Below are 18,188 nucleotides of genomic sequence, written 5' to 3' on the forward strand. Positions count from 1 at the left end.
ATGCCCGACCAGCACCCCCTGTTCCCCGCGACGCCGTCCAGCTCCTCCGAGTCGCACACCTCGTTCGATGCGCTCGTCGCGGCGTCGTCGGCCCCGCAGCAGGCGCCCGCGCCCTCGCAGACCTCGTCGACCGCCGACGCGTCGTTCACGACCACATTCCGCGGCTACGACAAGGACGAGGTCGACACCGCCATCGCGCGCCTGAAGGCGCGCCTGCGCGCCGAGACCGAGGAGATCGCGTTCCTGCAGGAGCGCTACCGCCTCGAGCTGGAAGCGGTCGACGCTGAGACGCGCGACGAGCTCGAGCAGCTCCAGGCCGAGGTCACCGCCGCGACCGAGCGCGCCGAGCAGGCCGAGCAGCGCGTCGCCGAGGCCGCCGAGGCTGCTGCCCAGAACGCCTCCGCCGCCCAGCAGGCCGTCGTGGCCGAGCTGCAGGCGAAGGTGGATGCCGCGACCCAGCGCGCCGAGACCGCCGCCGCCGAGGTCCAGGCCCAGGTGGATGCCGCCACCGCCGCCGCCCGCGCCGACCTCGAGCGCCTCGAGGCCGAGGTCGCCGCCGCGAACGCCCGCGCAGCCCAGGCGGAGGCGGGGATGACCGCGCTCAGCGAGGAGCTCGTCGCCGACGCCTCCGCCGACTCGCCCAACCGGCACCAGTTCGAAGAGGTGCTGCGGGTCGCCGAGGAGCAGGCGAGCGTGCTCATCCGCAACGCGACGATCCAGGCGGAGCGCCTGCTCGAGGCCGCGCGCGAGGAGATCCAGAGCCGCCGCCAGGAGGCGCAGGCCGACGCCGAGTCGACGCGCTCGCAGGCCGAGCACGAGGCCCAGCAGGTGCGCCTGCGCATCGAGACCGAGCTGACCGCCCACGAGGCGCAGCTCGAGCGCGAGGCCGCCCACGCCGCCGAGAAGGTGTCGCAGGCCGAGCAGGAGGCCGCGGCGATCCGCTCCGAGGCCGAGAAGGGCGCGGCCGCGCTGCGCGCGATGGTCAGCCGCGAGACGAGCCACCAGCGCACCGAGGCCGAGGAGGCCGTGCGCGAGCTGCGCCTGCGGGCCCTCGAGTTCGAGGAGTCGCTGGCCCGCCGCCAGGACGACGCCCAGCAGGAGTTCCTCGTGCTGCACAACCAGGCCGTCGCCCACGCCGAGCGCATCACGCAGGACGCCAACGAGCAGGTCGCCGCCTCGCTCGAGCACGCCCAGCGCGTGGCCGCCAAGGCCGACGACTTCGACCGCCTCATGCGCGCCCAGGCCGCCCAGATCGAGGCCGAGGCGCAGATCCGCGCCCGCGAGACGCTCGACCGCGCCCGCGACAAGGCCCAGCGCATCATCGAGATGGTCACCACGAACTCGCAGAGCGTGCTGCGCGACGCCGAGGACCGCACGCGACAGCTCCGCTGGCAGCAGCACCAGCTGACGAGCTTCATGGCCGAGGTCAAGGAGCTCATCCGCCCGGAGGCACCGCGCGAGGCGGCCGCCGAGGCCCCTGACGCCCCGGAGCCCGCCGCCGCGAACGAGCCCGCCGCGCCGGAGCACCCCGCGCAGGACGAGCCTGCCGCGCAGGAGCCCGCCGAGGACGCGCCGTCCGAGGCGGCGGAGAACACCGGCGAGCACGCGCCCGAATAGGCTCTGGGGGTGACGAGCGCGCCCCTGGAGTTCCCCACCGACCACGCCGGCTGGATCGCCTTCGCGACCGACCGGCCCGCAGCCCGGCTCGCCGAGGTGCGCGCGATCGATGCGCGCCTCATCGGCGAAGCCGGGCTGTCGGCGTCCGAGCGGCTCGCGCTGCTCGACGATGCGGAGATCGCGCTGCGCCGCGCCCTGAGCGAGGGGTACGTGCTCAGCGAGGCGCACCCCGACGCCGACGTGCGCGCCGCCGCCGAGGAGCAGGTGCAGGCCGCTGAGGCGCTGTCGGCCGCGCGCGTGCTCGACCGCGACCTGTGGGCGGTGTTCGAGGGGATCGCCCCGGCCGATCTCGAGCCCGCCGATCTCGAGCGCGGCGCCGCCCGCGTGCTGGAGCACGTGCTGCGCGACTTCCGCCGCGGCGGGGTCGACCTCGACGACGCGCACCGCGAGCGCGCACGGGAGCTCGCCGAACGCGACACCGCGCTCTCCCTCGCCTTCTCCCGCAACATCCGCGACGGCCGACGCGAGGTGAAGGTCGCCCCGGACGCGCTCGCGGGCCTCCCCGAAGACTTCGTGGCGCGGCATCCCGTCGACGACGACGGATTCGTGACCCTCTCCACCGACTACACCGACCTGCTGCCGGTGCGCGAGTACGCGCACGACCGGGCGACCCGCGTGGCGCTCGTCGGGGCGTACAACGACATGGCCTGGCCGGAGAACGACGCGATCCTCGGCGAGCTGCTCGCGGTCCGCGATGAGCGCGCGCAGCTGCTCGGCTATGCCGACTGGCCGGCCTACGAGACCGAGACGCGCATGATCGGGGCGGGGGTCGAGATCCCGCGGTTCCTCGAGCGGCTGGCCGCGGCTTCCGCTCCCGCCACCGGCCCCGAGTACGAGCGTCTGCTCGCCCGGCTCCGGCAGGACGACCCCGAGGCGACCGAGGTCACCATCGCCGACTTCTGGTACCTGATCGGCCAGATCAAGCGCGAGGAGTACGACGTCGACGCGCAGGAGGTGCGCACGTACTTCTCCTTCGACCGCGTGCTGCCGGGCGTGCTCGAGGTCACCGGGCGTCTGCTCGACCTCGACTACCGGCCCGTCGAGGTGCCCACATGGCACGCGGACGTGCGCTCGTACGACGTCGTGCGCGGCGACGTCGTGCTCGGCCGCATCCACCTCGACCTGCACCCGCGCGAGGGCAAGTTCAATCACGCGGCGTGCTTCCCGCTCGCCCCGGCGGTCGCCGACCGCGGACTGCCGGAGGGGGTGCTGCTGTGCAACTTCTCGCGGGGCCTGCTCGAACACGACGACGTGATCACGTTCTTCCACGAGTTCGGGCACCTCGTGCACTTCGTGCTCGGCAGCCGCCAGCCATGGTCCCGCTCCAGCGGCATCAAGACCGAGTGGGACTTCGTGGAGGCGCCGAGCCAGATGCTCGAGGCCTGGGCATGGGATGCCGGGGTGCTGGCCTCGTTCACCGCGAACGGCGCGGGGGAGCCCATCCCCGCCGACCTCGTCGCGCGCATGCGACGGGCCGACGCGTTCGGCCGCGCCCTGGAGGTGCGCCGGCAGCTCGGCCACGCCCGGGTGTCGTACCACCTGCACGCCGACCGGCCGGCCGACCTGCCCGCCGCGACCGAGCGCCTGTACGCCGAATCGAGCCCCGTGCAGCCGTTGCGCGGGCGGCATTCGTACGCCGGCTTCGGCCACCTCACCGGGTACGGCGCCTGCTACTACACGTACCAGTGGAGCCTCGTCATCGCGAAGGACCTGCTGTCGGCCTTCGATGGCGACCTGATGGATGCCGAGGTGGCCGCCCGCTACCGCACCGAGGTGCTCGAGCGCGGCGGCAGCCGCGACGCCGCCGATCTCGTGCGGGCCTTCCTCGGGCGCGACTACGCGTTCGACGCCTACGCGGACTGGCTCGCCGAGGGGCGCTGAGGCCGGGGGTGCGGTGTCCGCGCCCCCGGCGCCGCGCGCTCAGGCGCCGGTCTCGCGCGCGATCGCGGCGATGAAGGCGTCGATGTCGTTCTCGCTCGTGTCGAACGAGCACATCCAGCGCACCTCGTTGCGCGCGGCATCCCAGTCGTAGAAGCGGAACGATGAGCGCAGCCGGTCGGCGACCCCGTCGGGCAGCGTCGCGAACACGCCGTTGGCCTGCGTCGGCTGCGTGAATCCGACCCCGCGGATGGAGCCGTCGGCGAGCCCTGCCTCGACGCCGTGCCGCAGACGCTGAGCCATCGCGTTGGAGTGCCGCGCGTTGCGCAGCCACAGGTCGCCCTCCAGGAGGGCCACCAGCTGCGCCGACACGAACCGCATCTTGGAGCTCAGCTGCATGTTGAGCTTGCGCAGGAACAGCAGGCCCTCCGAGGCTGCCGGGTCGAGGACGACGACGGCCTCGCCGAGCATGGCGCCGTTCTTGGTGCCGCCGAAGCTCATCACATCCACGCCGGCGTCGCGCGTGAAGGCGCGCAGGGGAAGGTCGAGCGCCGCGGCGGCGTTGGCGATGCGCGCGCCGTCCAGGTGCAGGCGCATGCCGCGGGCGTGCACGTGGTCGGCGATCGCGCGGATCTCGTCCACGGTGTAGAGGGTGCCGAGCTCGGTCGACTGCGTGATCGAGACCACCAGCGGCTGCGCGCGGTGCTCGTCGCCCCAGCCCCACGCCTCGCGGTCGATGAGGTCGGGGGTGAGCTTGCCGTCGTCGGTGGGCACGTTCAGGATCTTGATGCCCGCCACCCGTTCGGGTGCGCCGCCCTCGTCGACGTTGATGTGCGCGGTGGATGCCGCGATCACGGCGCCCCAGCGGGGGAGCATCGACTGCAGCCCGACCACGTTCGCACCGGTGCCGTTGAACACCGGGAACGCTTCGACGCCCTCGCCGAGGTGCTGCGCGAACACCTCCTGGAGCCGGGCGGTGTAGGCGTCTTCGCCGTAGGCCACCTGGTGGCCCTCGTTGGCGGCGGTGATGGCGGCGAGCACCTCGGGGTGCACTCCGGAGTAGTTGTCCGAGGCGAAGCCGCGGACGTTCGGGTCGTGGATGGTGGTCACGAGGTTCCAATCTAGTTCGGTGCCGGAGGGGCCGCGGCCGCGGGGCCGCGCCGGGCGTGCAGAACTCCGGAGGAATTCCGCCGTTGGGCGGTTCTGGCGCGCAGAGCGGTGCCGCCGGCGAGGTTTCTCCGGAGTTCTGCACGCCGGCGGGCCGGCAGGGCGCCGGCCGGGGCCGCCGGGGCCGTCAGGGGCTCGGGGCGGTCAGGTCGATGACGGTGTCGTTGACGGCCGCGGCGTCGGCATCCCACAGGTCGCGATAGGCCTCCGCGAGGCGCTGCTCGAGGCCGGCGAGGGTGGTGACGCGGAAGATGGTGGATGCCGCCCGCAGCGGCTCGTCCGCGTCGCGCGCGCTCTTCGCGAAGCCCTGCGCCACCGCGCGCGTCCAGGCCTCGGCGGCCGCCTTCACCGCCGCGTAGTTCGCGCCGCCCGCGAGCGGTCGGGTCACCGACGTCGAGGAGACGATCGCCAGCCGGGCCGATGCCGACGACCGCAGGTCCGCGTCGAACGCGCGGGTGACGTGCCGCAGCGCCGTGAGCGACCCCTCGAGCGCGCGGAAGTCCTCCTCGGTCTGTCCCGCCAGTCCGCCGCCGCCGCGCCAGCCGCCCACGAGGTGCAGCACGCCGTCGGGCGGGCCGTACGCGGTGCGCACGCGTGCGGCGAGGCGCACGACGTCCCGCTCGTCGGTGAGATCGCACACCTCGACCGCGCCGTGGGCGGCCAGCGGCGCCAGGCGCTCGGCGTCGCGTCCGACCGCGACGACGCGGGCGCCGGCGTCGGCCAGCACCCGCGTCGCCGCGGCGCCGCTCGCGCTCGTGGCGCCGGCGATCACGACGGTGCGCCCGGCGGCGCTAGACATCCGCGCCCGTGATGCCGGTCGTCGACGCGATGACCGGGCGCATCTTCTTCTCGAGCGCCTCGTAGAACATCGACAGCGGGAACTCGTCGTCCATCACGGCGTCGGTGTACCCCTTCGGCGCCCCGGCGAGGATGTCGTCGGGCAGCCCGCGCGCCCAGGCCGAGGCCGGGTTCGGCGTGAGTGTCGCGCGCACGAGGTCGTACGCGGCCAGCCAGTGCGCCGGCTTCGGGCGGTCGATCGAGCGCCAGTACAGCTCGTCGATCGCGTCGCCGAGGGCGACGACCGCGGCGGGAACCGCGTCCCAGTCGAATGCGAGCGAGGTGTCGGTCCAGTGCAGCACGCCGCGCTGGTGCAGCCAGGCGAACAGCAGCTGCCCGCCGAGGCCGTCGTAGTTGCGCACGCGGGAGCCGGTGATCGCGAAGCGGAAGATGCGGTCGAAGATCACCGCGTACTGCACGAGCCGTGCGTGCTCGAGCATCTCCGCCTCCGCGGCATCCAGCCCGTCCTCGTCGCGTCGCGCGGTCAGGCGCTGCTGGATCGCGACGCACTCGCGGAACGCGGTGAGGTCGCACCGCAGCTCCTCGAGCGAGTACAGGAAGTACGGCATCCGCTGCTTGATCATGAACGGGTCGAACGGCAGATCCCCGCGCATGTGGGTGCGGTCGTGGATGATGTCCCACATCACGAACGTCTTCTCGGTGAGCGACTGGTCGTCGAGCATGCGCGCGGCGTCGGCCGGGAGGTCGAGCTTGGTGATCTCGGCGGCCGCGCGGGTGACGCGACGGTAGCGCGCGGCCTCCCGGTCCTGGAAGATCGCGCCCCACGTGAACGTCGGGATCTCGCGCATGGCGACCGTCTCGGGGAAGAGCACGGCGCTGTTGGTGTCGTACCCGGGCGTGAAGTCGATCAGGCGCAGCGAGACGAAGAGCTTGTTGCCGTAGTCGCCCGCCTCCAGCCGTGCGATGAACTCGGGCCAGATGACCTCGACGATGAGGGCCTCCACATGCCGGTCGCTCGAGCCGTTCTGCGTGTACATCGGGAACACGACGAGGTGGCGGAGGCCGTCGACGCGGTGCCGCTGCGGCTGGAACGCGACGAGGGAGTCGAGGAAGTCCGGCACGCCGAAGCCGCTGTCGGCCCAGCGCTGGAAATCGACGATGGATGCCGCGAGGTACGCGTCATCGTGCGGGAAGAGCGGACGCAGTTCGGCGATGGCCGCGGTGATCGCGGTGACGTGCGCGCGCGCCGCGGCGTGGTGCGCGGCATCCGGGATCGAGCCGTCCTTGATCTGCAGCGGCTGGAGGGCGGTCGCGGCGGCTTTGAGACGCAGCCACGCGGCGGAGTGCTCGACCGCGGCGTCCTCGACGACCTCGGGCTCGCCGATGATGACCTTGGTCGGGGTGATGGGGGTCACGGACATGGAAGAACCTCCGATCTGGCGATCTCGCGGAAACTTTCCTGCGAACGCAGGAACCTGCCGGTATTCTTCCATGCCGTGGAAGATGCTGTCGACACGCTGATCGTGCGCGAGGTCTCGTTGAACGCCCGGGCGACCCTGTCCGAGCTGTCGGCCGTGGTGGGGCTGTCGGTCTCGGCCGTGCAGACGCGACTGCGACGACTGGAGACGCGCGGCGTCATCACCGGGTACCGCGCGGCGATCGATCCCGAGGCGGTGGGCAAGCCGCTGTCGGCGTTCATCGAGATCACTCCGCTCGATCCCGCCCAGCCGGACACCGCGCCGGAGCTGCTCGAGCACCTGAGCGAGATCGAGGCGTGCCACTCGATCGCGGGCGACGCGAGCTACATCCTGTTCGTGCGAGTCGCCTCGCCGCGCCACCTCGAGTCGCTGATCCGCGACATCCGCGCCGCCGCCTCGGTCAACACGCGCACGACGGTCGTGCTGCAGACCTTTTACGAGAACCGGCCGCTGCTGCCCGGCTGAGTCGGACCGGCATCGCGCAGCCGCATTCGATCGGATTCTCCGTTCGGGATGTTCCCGATTTCGCCGTTGAACTTCCTGCTCACAGGGGTCCGATGGACTTCGTGTTCACGCGGCGTGGTCGATCGGCGCCGACGGATGCGGCTGAACTTCGCGCGTGCGCCGGCCCGATGGACTTCCCGCGCACATGCTCCTGTTGAACCTCCCGCTCACACGCCGTCGGCGACGTCGCGGCCACGGGTCTGTGTGAGCGGGAGGTGCAATGGTGGAATCGACATGCCGACGCGGGCTGGATTCGTCGGCGGCGAGGGCGCTCGGGGGGGGAGGGCAGCGGCCGCCGTGGGCGGCAAACAAACCTCCGGAGGGCAAGGAACGCCGTCGGCTCGGGCCCCGGCGTCAGGTGTGCTGGGGGAAGCCCAGGTTGATGCCGCCGTGCGACGGGTCGAGCCAGCGGGAGGTGATCGCCTTCTCGGCGGTGAAGAACTCGAACCCGTGCGGACCGTAGGCCTTCGCGTCGCCGAAGAGGGAGGCCTTCCAGCCTCCGAACGAGTGGTACGCGACCGGCACCGGGATCGGCACGTTGATGCCGATCATGCCGACCTGCACCTCGCGCTGGAAGCGCCGGGCGGCGCCCCCGTCGTTCGTGAAGATCGCCGTGCCGTTGCCGAAGGCGCCGGAGTTGATGAGGTCGAGCCCGTCCTCGTACCCGTCCACGCGCACGACCGACAGCACGGGGCCGAAGATCTCGTCGCGATACGCCGCCGACGAGGTCGGCACGCGGTCGAGCAGTGTCGGGCCGACCCAGAAGCCGTTCGGGTCGCCGTCGACCTCGATGCCCCGGCCGTCGACGACGACATCGGCGCCGTCGCCGGCGGCCACTTCCACGTACGAGGCGACCTTGTCGCGGTGGGCGCCGGTGATGAGCGGACCCATGTCGCACCCGCGGGTGCCGTCGCCGGTGCGCAGCCGCCCCATGCGCTCCGAGATCTTCTCCACGAGCGCATCGGCCACCGTGTCGACGGCCAGCACGACCGAGATCGCCATGCACCGCTCTCCCGCCGAGCCGAAGCCCGCGTTCACGGCGGCGTCGGCGGCGAGGTCGAGGTCGGCGTCCGGCAGCACGAGCATGTGGTTCTTCGCGCCGCCGAGGGCCTGCACGCGCTTGCCGTTGCGGGTGCCCGTCTCGTACACGTACCGGGCGATCGGCGTGGACCCCACGAACGAGATCGCCTTCACCTCCGGGTGCTCCAGCAGCCCGTCCACGGCGACCTTGTCGCCGTGCAGCACCGTGAAGACCCCGTCGGGCAGGCCCGCCTCGGTGAGGGCGGCGGCCATCCAGTTCGCCGCGCTCGGGTCCTTCTCCGAGGGCTTGAGCACGACGGCGTTGCCGGCGGCCAGGGCGATGGAGAAGAACCACATCGGCACCATCGCCGGGAAGTTGAACGGGCTGATGATGCCCACCACGCCCAGCGGCTGGCGGAGCGTGTACACGTCGATGCCGCTGGAGGCGTTCTCGCTGTACGCGCCCTTGGTGAGGTGCCCGAGCCCGCACGCGAACTCCACCACCTCCAGGCCCCGGGCGATCTCGCCGAGCGCGTCGGAGAGCACCTTGCCGTGCTCGGCGGTGAGGATCGCCGCCAGCTCGTCGCGGCGCGCGTTCACGATCTCGCGGAACGCGAACATCACCTGCTGGCGCTTCGCGATCGAGGCATCCCGCCAGCCGGCGGCGGCGTCGACGGCCACCTGCACGGCGTGGTCGACGTCGTCGGCTGTCGCGAAGCGCACGTGCCGCTGCACGGTGCCGAGCGCCGGGTTGAAGACCTCGCCCAGGCGGTCGGAGGCGCCGGCCCACGGCATCCCTCCCACCCAGTGGTCGACGATCGCGGTGGCAGCGGCGGGTGCGTCGTGCTCGAGGGTCGTGGTGTCGGTCATGTCGTCCTCTCCATTGAGTCGCCCTTCGTGGGGGCCGCCTTCCAGTCTGCGCCACGCCGCCGTGGACGCAACCCCTCAGGCGGATTCGACCGCGGTGAGCGCGGCGTCGTAGGCCGCCATCGCCTCGACAACCTCGTCGGCGGTCACCACGCACGGCGGCACGACGTGGATGCGATTGTCGGCCGTGAACGGCAGCACGCCGCGGGCGGCGATCTCCTTCTTCAGCGCGCCGATGAGGGCGGGCGGCGCCGGCTCGCGCGTCGCGCGGTCGGTCACGAGCTCCATCGCCCAGAAGACGCCCTCGCCGCGCACCTCGCCGATGAGCGGATGCCGCTCGGCGAGTTCCCTCAGGCCGGGGCCGATCGCCTCGGCGCCGACGGTGCGGGCGTGCTCGACGATGCCCTCCGCCTCCATCGCGTCGATCGAGGCGATGATGGATGCCGCCGCCAGCGGGTGTCCGGAGTAGGTCAGTCCGCCGGGGAAGACGCGCTCGTCGAAGACCGCCGCGATCGGCTCGGAGATGACGACCCCGCCCACCGGCACGTAGCCGGAGTTCACACCCTTCGCGAAGGTGATGAGGTCGGGGACCACGTCGTACCCCTCGAAGGCGAACCAGCGACCCGTGCGGCCGAAGCCGGCCATCACCTCATCGAGGATCAGCACGATGCCGAACTCGTCGCACAGCTCCCGCACACCGGCGAGGTAACCGGGCGGCGGCAGGAGGATGCCGGCGGTGCCGGGCACCGACTCCAGCAGGATCGCGGCGACCGTCTGGGGGCCCTCCGACTCCACGACCCGCCGCAGATGGTGGAGCGCGCGCTCCGACTCCTCCTCGGGCGTCGTCGCCCAGAACTCGCTGCGGTACAGGTAGGGGCCGAAGAAGTGCGCGTGCCCGCGGGCGTACTGGTTCGGCATCCGTCGCCAGTCGCCGGTCGCGACGATCGCGGCGCCCGTGTTGCCGTGGTACGAGCGGTAGGTCGAGAGCACCGTGTCTCGCCCCGTGGACAGGCGGGCCATGCGGATCGCGTTCTCGTTGGCATCCGCTCCGCCGTTGGTGAAGAAGACCTTGCGGAAACCGCCTCGCCCGCTCGACGACGCCTCCGCCTTCGAGAGGATGCGCTCGGCGGCCAGCCCTCGATGCAGGTTCGCCGTGGCCGGGCCGATGGTCGCCAGCCGCGCCGCCTGCTCCTGGATGCCGGCCACCACCGCGGGATGCTGGTGCCCGATGTTCACGTTGACGAGCTGGCTGGCGAAGTCCAGCATCCGGTTCCCCGCGTGATCCCACACGACGGTGCCCGATCCGCCGGCGATCACCGGCAGGTCGAGGGCGCCCTGGGCCGACCAGGAGTGGAACACGTACTCGCGGTCGAGGAGTTTCGCGCGGTCGTCGAGGTCCTCGCTCATGCTGTCATCCTTCCCGATGCGGCGCGGGCTGTGGGGCGCTCGGTCTCGCGATCGCGCGAGCGGGCGAGGCAAGCGCCCCACGCCGATCAGTTGCCGCCCTCCTGCAGCTCGACCTCGATCGGCGCGAAGTCCGCGCCGCTCACGTCGACGCCGTCGGCTTCGAGCTCGTCCAGCGCCTGCTGGATGTACTCGTTGCTCCACGCGGTGGCCGGGGGCTCCTCGGTGATGAGGTGGGCGCCCGTCTCGTTGACCGCGGCGAGGGCGCCCTCGACGGTCTGCTCCCACGCGGCCTCATCGATGACACCGATGCCCGCGTCCGCCGGCCAGATGAGCTTGTTGATCTCGTTCATCATCCACAGCTCGTGGCTGGGTCCCCAGCCCGATCCGCTGGCGAGCGTGATCTCGGCGGCCTCCTCGGGGTTGTCGCGCGCGAACGCCCAGCCCTTGACGACGGCCTTCAGGAACTTGACCGCGGTCTCGGCGTAGGCCTCGTCGGAGTCCAGCCGCTCGGTGTCGGCCCAGATCGCGTCCTGCAGCATGCCGCCGACGGTGTCCTGGTAGCTGATGACGTTGAAGTCCTCCGGCTGGTAGAGCTCGCCGGTGTCGGGGTTCGCGGTCTCGAGCAGCTGCGCGTACTCGTTGTAGGTCATCGCCTGCGCGGCGTCGATGTCGCCCTGCAGGAAGGCGTTCATGTTGAAGTCCTGCGTGATGATCTCCACGGTGGTCGAGTCGAGTCCCTCCGCGGCCATCGCCGCGAAGATCTCCCACTCGTTGCCGAAACCCCACGAGCCGATCTTCTTGCCCTCGAAGTCGGCGACCGACTCGATGCCCGAGTCCGCCCACGAGACCTGGAGGGTGCCCGAGCGCTGGAAGATCTGCGCGATGTCGGTGAGGTTCGCCCCGGCCTCGATCGAGCCGAGCACCTTGGGCACCCAGGCGATCGCGAAGTCGACGTCGCCGTTGGCGAGGGCGTCCTGCGGGACGATGTCGCCGCCCGACGGGATGATCTCGACCTCCAGGCCCTCCTCCTCGAAGAAGCCCTGGTCGACCGCGGCGAAGTACCCCGCGAACTGGGCCTGCGGCAGCCACTGGAGCTGGAGCTTCACCTCGGTGAGCTCGCCGGAGGCGTCCCCGTCGTCGCTCGGGTCGGCGGAGCCTCCGCCGCCGGCGCAGCCGGCGAGAAGGAGCGCGGCCGACACGGCGAGGGCGCCGGTCGCGAGTCCGCGACGTGTGCTGTGCTTCATGTCGTTCCTTTCGATGTGTTGCTGCGGTGGTGCGGGTCGCCTCGCGCGCGGCGAGGACGCGGAGGGGGGTCAGGGTGCGGACTGCGGGAGCAGCCGCCGCATCACGAGGCGCTCGAGCAGGGCGGTCGCGACGTAGAAGAGGAGCCCGAGCGCGATCGCGGCGGCGACGTACGCCCACGCCCGGGCGTAGGCGCTGGTGGCGGCCGAGGTCGAGATGAAGCTCCCGAGGCCGCCGCGCGGGCCGCCGAAGTACTCGGCGACGAGGGCCGAGATGACCGCGAGCGAGCTCGCGATCCGGATGCCCGTCATGAGGTACGGGACGGCGGTGGGGAGGGTGACGAAGCGGAACTCCTGGGCCCCGGATGCCGCATAGCTGCGCATGAGCTCGCGATGCACGGGCCGGGTCTGCCGGAGCCCGCGCAGCGTGTTCACGAACACGGGGACGAAGGCGGCCAGCGCCGCGATCGCCTGCCGGCCGAACTGGCTGTCGGCGCCGAACATCGAGTTGAGCACGGGGGCGAGGGCGACGATGGGCACGACCGCGAGTGCGGCGACGATCGGCGCCGACATGCCGTCGACCGCGTGCCAGCGCGCGGCGAGGGCCGCGAGCAGGATCGCGAGGAGGCTCCCGACGACCAGGCCGATGAGCGCGTTCGTGCCCGTCACGATCGTCGCCTGCAGGATCGCGGGCCAGAACGCGACGAACTCCTCGGCGATCGCGGCCGGGCTCGGGAGCAGATAGTCCGAGACCCCGACGACCGTGACGAGGAACTGCCACACGGCAAGCCCCACCACGCCCACGACGACGGGCGCGAGCACCCGCAGTCGGCGCTCGGTCGCGGGCGACCAGCCGGTGCGCCGGTCCGCGACGGCGGTCATCGCGTCTCCCGGCCGCCCGGGGCCACCGGCGAGCCGTGCAGCGCCTCGCGCACGGCGGTCACCCGGTCGAAGAACGCGGGCGCCTCGCGCAGCGAGTCGTCGCGGGCGACGTCGGTGCCGAAGCCGGTCGTGATGACCTCGGTGATGCGCCCCGGTCGCGGCGACATCACCACGACGCGATCCGAGAGGAACACCGCCTCGGGGATGGAGTGGGTCACGAACACGACCGCGGCGCCGGTCTCCGCGGTGATGCGCACGAGCTCGGCCTGCATGCGCTCGCGGGTCATCTCGTCGAGGGCGCCGAACGGCTCGTCCATCAGCAGCAGCCGGGGGCGCTCGGCGAGCGCGCGGGCGATCGCCACGCGCTGCTGCATGCCGCCCGAGAGCTGGTCGGGATAGCGGTCGGCGAACTCGGAGAGCCCCACCAGCTCCGTCAGCTCGGCCACCCGCGCGCGCCGCTCGGCGGCGGCGATGCCGTGCAGCTCCAGGGGGAGCCCGATGTTCGCGGCGACCGTGCGCCACGGCAGCAGCCCGGCCTGCTGGAAGGCGATGCCGTACTCCTGGTCGCGGCGGGCCTGCGCGGCCGGCTTGCCGAACACCTCGACGGTGCCCGCCGTGGCCGTGTCGAGGTCGGCGACCAGTCGCAGCAGCGTCGACTTGCCGCACCCCGACGGCCCGATGAGCGACACGAACTCGCCCTCGTCGACCTCGAGGTCGACGGCATCCAGCGCCCGCACATCGCCCGTCCTGGCCGGAAACGTCTTCGAGACGCCCCTGACCGTCACCGCACCCGCCATCACGCCGCCTCTCCGCGTCGGTAGTCCTTGAGAATCCAGCCCAGGAGCGCGATCGATCCGGCCGCGACCAGCCCGAGCGCGACCGCGCCGAAGATCGGTCCCCACGCCTTCGACGGGTCGCCCGAGGCCTGCCCGGCGAACTGGATGAGCAGCCGCCCGATCCCGCCCTGCAGCCCGGTCGACACCTCGGCGACGACCGCGCCGATCACGGCGTTCGCCGCCCCGAGCCGGAGTGCGGGGAGGAGGTAGGGAACGGATGCCGGCACCCGCAGCCGCAGCAGGGTCGGCCAGTACCCGGCGGCGTAGGTGTGCATGAGCTCCACGTGGATGCGGTCGGGCGACTGGAGGCCCCGCAGCGCGCCGATCGCGATCGGGAAGAAGGCGAGATACGACGCGATGACGGCGACCGACATCCAGTCCTGCCACTCGAAGCCGCCGATCTCGATGCGCGACCCCCAGCTCTTCACGATCGGCGCGAACGCGATGAGGGGCACCGTCTGGCTGAGGATGATCCAGGGGAGGAGGCTCCACTCGGCGAGGCGCCACCGCTGCATCACGAGCGCCAGCGCGAACCCGACGACGAGCCCGACGAGCCATCCGGCCGCGGCGATGCCGAGCGTCGTCAGCGCGGCGAGCGCGATCGCCGCCCACAGCGGCGGCGATCCCTCCTGCCGGGTCACAGGCTCCATGAGCCGAGCCGCCATGTCCCACACGTGCGGCATCGCGAGATCCGTCGTGCGGGGAAGCACCCGGAGCCCTCCGATGACCACGCCGTCGTCGGGGGCGAGGAGCTTGTACAGCTCCCACCCGGCGATGACGGCGAGGATGCCGACCGCGCCCCACGCCCACGCGCTCGCGGTCCGGCTCGCCCGGCGCGGGGCGCGGGCGCGGCGACCCGCGGCGGGCGGGACCGGGGCGTCCGTCATCGCCCCGCGCGGGTCGGTCACCGTCACGACTTGGCCGTCACGTGCGTCTGCAGTGCGGGGATCACGGTCTCGCCGTAGACGCGCATCGTCTCCTCCTTGTTGTCGTGCTGGAGGTAGCCGGCGAACTGGGTGACGCCGATGTCGGCGAGGGCCCGGAGCTTGTCGATGTGCTCCTCGGCGGTGCCGAGGATGCAGAAGCGGTCGACGATCTCGTCGGGCACGAAGTCGACGTGGTCGTTGTCGGACCTGCCGTGGGTGTTGTAGTCGTAGCCGGTGCGCTTGTCGATGTAGTCCGTCAGCGCCTCGGGCACCGCGTCGCCGTGGTGGCCGTACTTGGCGACGATGTCGGCGACGTGGTTGCCGACCATCCCGCCGAACCACCGGCACTGATCGCGCATGTGCTGCTGGTCCTCGCCGATGTACATCGGCGCGGCGACGCAGAACTGCAGCGACTCCGGATCGCGACCGGCTGCCGCCGCGGCATCCTTCACCGTCCTGATCATCCACGCGGCGATGTCGACGTCGGCCAGCTGCAGGATGAAGCCGTCGCCGACCTCGCCGGTCAGCTTCAGCGCCATCGGGCCGTAGGCGGCCACCCACACGTCGAGGGACGAGCCGCGACTCCACGGGAACTGCAGCGTCGCGCCCTTGTACTCGACCGGCCGCGAATTGCCGAGCTCGCGGATCACGTGGATCGACTCGCGCAGCTCCGCCATCGTGGTCGGCTTGCCGTTGGTCACGCGCACGGCGGAGTCGCCCCGGCCGATGCCGCAGATCGTGCGGTTGCCGTACATCTCGTTGAGCGTCGCGAACACGGATGCCGTGACCGTCCAGTCGCGCGTGGCGGGATTCGTGACGAACGGGCCGACCATCACCCGCTTGGTCGCGGCGAGGATCGCCGAGTGGATCACGTACGGCTCCTGCCACAGCAGATGCGAGTCGAAGGTCCACACGTGGCTGAACCCGTGCGCCTCGGCGAGGGTCGCCAGCTGCACCGTGCGCGCGGCAGGGGGATTGGTCTGGAGGACGATTCCGAAGTCCATGATTCACATTTCCGGTCGTTGAGCGGGCGAAGCGTCAGATGAGGTACTGGCTGAGGCCCCGCTTGAGGAACCTCCCGTCGCCCTTGGCGCCCAGGTACACCCCGCCGTCGACGACGACCTTGCCGCGGGAGATCACGGTGTCGACGTGCCCGTCGATCTCGAAGCCCTCCCACGCTGAGTGGTCCATGTTCATGTGATGGGATGCCGCCGAGATCGTCGTGTGCCCGTTCGGGTCGTACACCACGACGTCGCCGTCGGCGCCGGGCTGGATGACGCCCTTCCTGCCGTACAGCCCGAACATGCGGGCGGGGGTGGTGCTGGTGAGCTCGACCCACCGCTCGAGCGTGATCTTGCCGGTGACCACGCCCTGGTACATGAGGTCCATGCGGTGCTCGACCGAGCCGATGCCGTTGGGGATCGCCCGGAAGTCGTCGCGCCCGAGCTCCTTCTGGCCCTTCATGCAGAACGGGCAGTGGTCGGTGGAGACCATCTGGATGTCGTTGGTGCGCAGCGCCTGCCACATGTGATGCTGGTGGCCCTCGTCGCGGCTGCGCAGCGGCGTCGAGCACACCCACTTGGCGCCTTCGAACTGGCCCCACTCCGTGCTGAATGCGCCGAGCTGCTCCTCGAGAGACAGATACAGGTACTGCGGGCACGTCTCGCCGAACACGTTCCACCCCTGGTCGCGGGCCCACGCGATCTGGTCCACCGCCTGCTTCGCGCTCACGTGCACGGTGTACAGCGGCGCCCCGGTGAGGTTCGCGAGCATGATCGCGCGGTGCGTGGCCTCCTCCTCCATCTGCCAGGCGCGGGCGATGCCGTGGTAGTACGGCGCCTTCTTGCCGGCTTCGGCCAGCTGGGCGGCCAGCACGTCGATCGCTGGGCCGTTCTCGGCGTGCATCATCGTGAGCAGCCCGGTCTCGGCCGAGACCTGCATGGCCTTCAGCACCTGCGCGTCGTCGGAGTAGAAGACGCCCGGGTAGGCCATGAAGAGCTTGAAGCTCGAGACGCCCTCGTCGAGCAGGCCCCGCATCGCGGCGAGCGAGTCGTCGTCGACGCCGCCCACGATCTGGTGGAAGCCGTAGTCGATCGCGCAGTTGCCGGCGGCCTTCTCGTGCCAGGCGGCCAGGCCGTCCTGCACGCGCTCGCCGTAGCGCTGCACCGCGAAGTCGATGATGCTCGTCGTGCCGCCCCACGCGGCGGCCCGCGTGCCGGTCTCGAACGTGTCGCTCGCGTTGGTGCCGCCGAAGGGCAGCTCCATGTGCGTGTGCGCGTCGATGCCGCCGGGGATGACGTACTTTCCGGTGGCGTCGACGACGGTGTCGACGGATGCCGCGAGGTCGGTGCCCAGCAGCTGCGAGCCCGGCGCGAGCACGGCCGCGATCGTCTCGCCGTCGATGAGCACGTCGGCCTCGCCGCGCCCGGTGGCGGAGACGACGGTGCCTCCGGTGATGAGGGTGGTGGTCATGATCTCGATACGCTCCTTCGTCGCGACTCGATCAGCGGATGGTCAGGGCTTCGCGATCCTCGTGTACGAGTCGGGGCGGCGGTCGCGGTAGAACTGCCAGTCGTCGCGCATCTCGCGCACCATGTCCAGGTCGAGGTCGCGCACCAGCAGCTCCTCGTGCGTTCCCGAGCCGCGTTCGCCGACGAAGTTGCCGCGCGGATCGATCACCTGGCTCGTGCCGTAGAAGTCGACCGCCAGCTCGCCGTACTCGTTGTCCTCGCGCCCGACGCGGTTGGGCTGGAGCACGAAGTATCCGTTGGCCACCGCCGCCGCCGGCCCCTCGACCTCCCAGAGCCGGTTGGAGAGCCCGGGCTTGGTCGCGTTCGGGTTGAACACCATGTGCGCGTCGTTGAGCCCGAGCTCGCGCCATCCCTCGGGGAAGTGCCGGTCGTAGCAGATGTACATGCCGATGCGGCCGACCGCGGTGTCGAAGACGGGGTAGCCGAGGTTGCCGGGGCGGAAGTAGAACTTCTCCCAGAAGCGGTCGAGGTGCGGCAGGTGGTGCTTGCGGTACTTCCCGAGCACGCTGCCGTCGGCATCCACCAGCACCGAGGTGTTGTAGTACACCCCGGTCTCGGCCTCCTCGTAGATGGGGAGCACCATGACGATCCCGAGCTCCTTCGCGATCGCCGCGAACCGCTGCACGATGGGCCCCTCGGCCGACTCGGCGAAGCGGTAGTACTTCTTGTCCTGCGTGATGCCGAAGTAAGGGCCGTAGAACAGCTCCTGGAAGCACATCACCTGGGCGCCCTGGGCGGCGGCGTCGCGCACGAATCCCTCGTGCTTGTCGAGCATCGACTCCTTGTCGCCCGTCCAGGTGGTCTGCGATATGGCTGCGCGAACCGTGGTCATCGTGTCTCCGTCCATGCTCGAAGGAACCGCTTCGTACTGCCGGCGACGGGGGTTCGGTCGGGTCCGAGGGGACGCCCCGTGTCCTGATCCTCTTCGATCCGGATTTCCCGTCCGTTTCGGCCTGTGTCCGGACAGTAAAGCCTC

The 18,188-nt window shown here is 71.4% G+C and carries 15 protein-coding genes; 3 read left to right on the plus strand and 12 right to left on the minus strand.

The genetic code is table 11. The features are described from left to right. Complete coding sequence (locus tag HQM25_RS02840) at positions 1-1,617, plus strand: DivIVA domain-containing protein (RefSeq protein WP_172988874.1); 1,617 nt, start codon at positions 1-3, stop codon at positions 1,615-1,617. 9 nt (positions 1,618-1,626) lie between these two features. After that, the gene (locus tag HQM25_RS02845; protein ID WP_172988875.1) at positions 1,627-3,558 is read left to right on the plus strand and encodes a M3 family metallopeptidase; all 1,932 of its coding nucleotides are present in this window, start codon (positions 1,627-1,629) and stop codon (positions 3,556-3,558) included. Positions 3,559-3,597: 39 nt separating this feature from the next. On the opposite strand, the gene HQM25_RS02850 is transcribed toward HQM25_RS02845, so the two are convergent. The 3 genes from HQM25_RS02850 to HQM25_RS02860 form a co-directional block, all read right to left on the minus strand. After that, complete coding sequence (locus tag HQM25_RS02850) at positions 3,598-4,665, minus strand: threonine aldolase family protein (RefSeq protein ID WP_172988876.1); 1,068 nt, start codon at positions 4,663-4,665, stop codon at positions 3,598-3,600. Positions 4,666-4,849: 184 nt separating this feature from the next. Further along, positions 4,850-5,521, minus strand: a complete 672-nt coding sequence (locus HQM25_RS02855; RefSeq protein WP_172988877.1) for an SDR family NAD(P)-dependent oxidoreductase — start codon at positions 5,519-5,521, stop codon at positions 4,850-4,852. Next, positions 5,514-6,941 carry a DUF6421 family protein gene (locus tag HQM25_RS02860; RefSeq protein ID WP_172988878.1) on the minus strand — a complete coding sequence of 476 codons (1,428 nt, stop codon included), beginning with the start codon at positions 6,939-6,941 and terminating at the stop codon, positions 5,514-5,516. Before HQM25_RS02860 ends, HQM25_RS02855 begins: the two co-directional genes overlap by 8 nt. A 75-nt stretch (positions 6,942-7,016) precedes the next feature. On the opposite strand from HQM25_RS02860, the gene HQM25_RS02865 reads away from it, so the two are divergent. Beyond that, positions 7,017-7,463, plus strand: a complete 447-nt coding sequence (locus tag HQM25_RS02865; RefSeq protein ID WP_172988879.1) for an Lrp/AsnC family transcriptional regulator — start codon at positions 7,017-7,019, stop codon at positions 7,461-7,463. 393 nt (positions 7,464-7,856) lie between these two features. Here the strand turns inward: HQM25_RS02865 and HQM25_RS02870 are convergent, their stop codons facing one another. The 9 genes from HQM25_RS02870 to HQM25_RS02910 form a co-directional block, all read right to left on the minus strand. After that, complete coding sequence (locus HQM25_RS02870; RefSeq protein WP_172988880.1) at positions 7,857-9,392, minus strand: CoA-acylating methylmalonate-semialdehyde dehydrogenase; 1,536 nt, start codon at positions 9,390-9,392, stop codon at positions 7,857-7,859. 75 nt (positions 9,393-9,467) lie between these two features. Further along, positions 9,468-10,796 carry an aspartate aminotransferase family protein gene (locus HQM25_RS02875; RefSeq protein ID WP_172988881.1) on the minus strand — a complete coding sequence of 443 codons (1,329 nt, stop codon included), beginning with the start codon at positions 10,794-10,796 and terminating at the stop codon, positions 9,468-9,470. Positions 10,797-10,882: 86 nt separating this feature from the next. Next, positions 10,883-12,040 (minus strand): ABC transporter substrate-binding protein, encoded by a 1,158-nt coding sequence (locus tag HQM25_RS02880; RefSeq protein WP_172988882.1) that lies wholly within the window; start codon positions 12,038-12,040, stop codon positions 10,883-10,885. 69 nt (positions 12,041-12,109) lie between these two features. Then, a complete protein-coding gene (locus HQM25_RS02885; protein WP_172988883.1) occupies positions 12,110-12,919 on the minus strand; it encodes an ABC transporter permease in 810 nt (269 codons plus the stop codon). Beyond that, positions 12,916-13,716, minus strand: coding sequence for an ABC transporter ATP-binding protein (locus HQM25_RS02890; protein WP_172988884.1), 801 nt, complete (start codon positions 13,714-13,716; stop codon positions 12,916-12,918). Before HQM25_RS02890 ends, HQM25_RS02885 begins: the two co-directional genes overlap by 4 nt. Further along, positions 13,716-14,669: an ABC transporter permease gene (locus tag HQM25_RS02895; RefSeq protein ID WP_438803617.1), complete on the minus strand. Its 954-nt coding sequence runs from the start codon at positions 14,667-14,669 to the stop codon at positions 13,716-13,718. The genes HQM25_RS02890 and HQM25_RS02895 overlap by 1 nt, the downstream gene beginning before the upstream one ends. Next, complete coding sequence (locus HQM25_RS02900; protein ID WP_172988885.1) at positions 14,666-15,685, minus strand: TIGR03842 family LLM class F420-dependent oxidoreductase; 1,020 nt, start codon at positions 15,683-15,685, stop codon at positions 14,666-14,668. Before HQM25_RS02900 ends, HQM25_RS02895 begins: the two co-directional genes overlap by 4 nt. A 34-nt stretch (positions 15,686-15,719) precedes the next feature. Continuing rightward, complete coding sequence (gene hydA, locus HQM25_RS02905; protein WP_172988886.1) at positions 15,720-17,153, minus strand: dihydropyrimidinase; 1,434 nt, start codon at positions 17,151-17,153, stop codon at positions 15,720-15,722. 42 nt (positions 17,154-17,195) lie between these two features. After that, on the minus strand, positions 17,196-18,044 hold the full coding sequence (locus HQM25_RS02910) for a nitrilase-related carbon-nitrogen hydrolase (protein ID WP_172988887.1): 849 nt from the start codon (positions 18,042-18,044) through the stop codon (positions 17,196-17,198). Between the last annotated feature and the right edge of the window lie 144 nt (positions 18,045-18,188).

Origin of the sequence: Microbacterium hominis (assembly GCF_013282805.1) — a bacterium.
GTDB lineage: Bacteria > Actinomycetota > Actinomycetes > Actinomycetales > Microbacteriaceae > Microbacterium > Microbacterium hominis_B.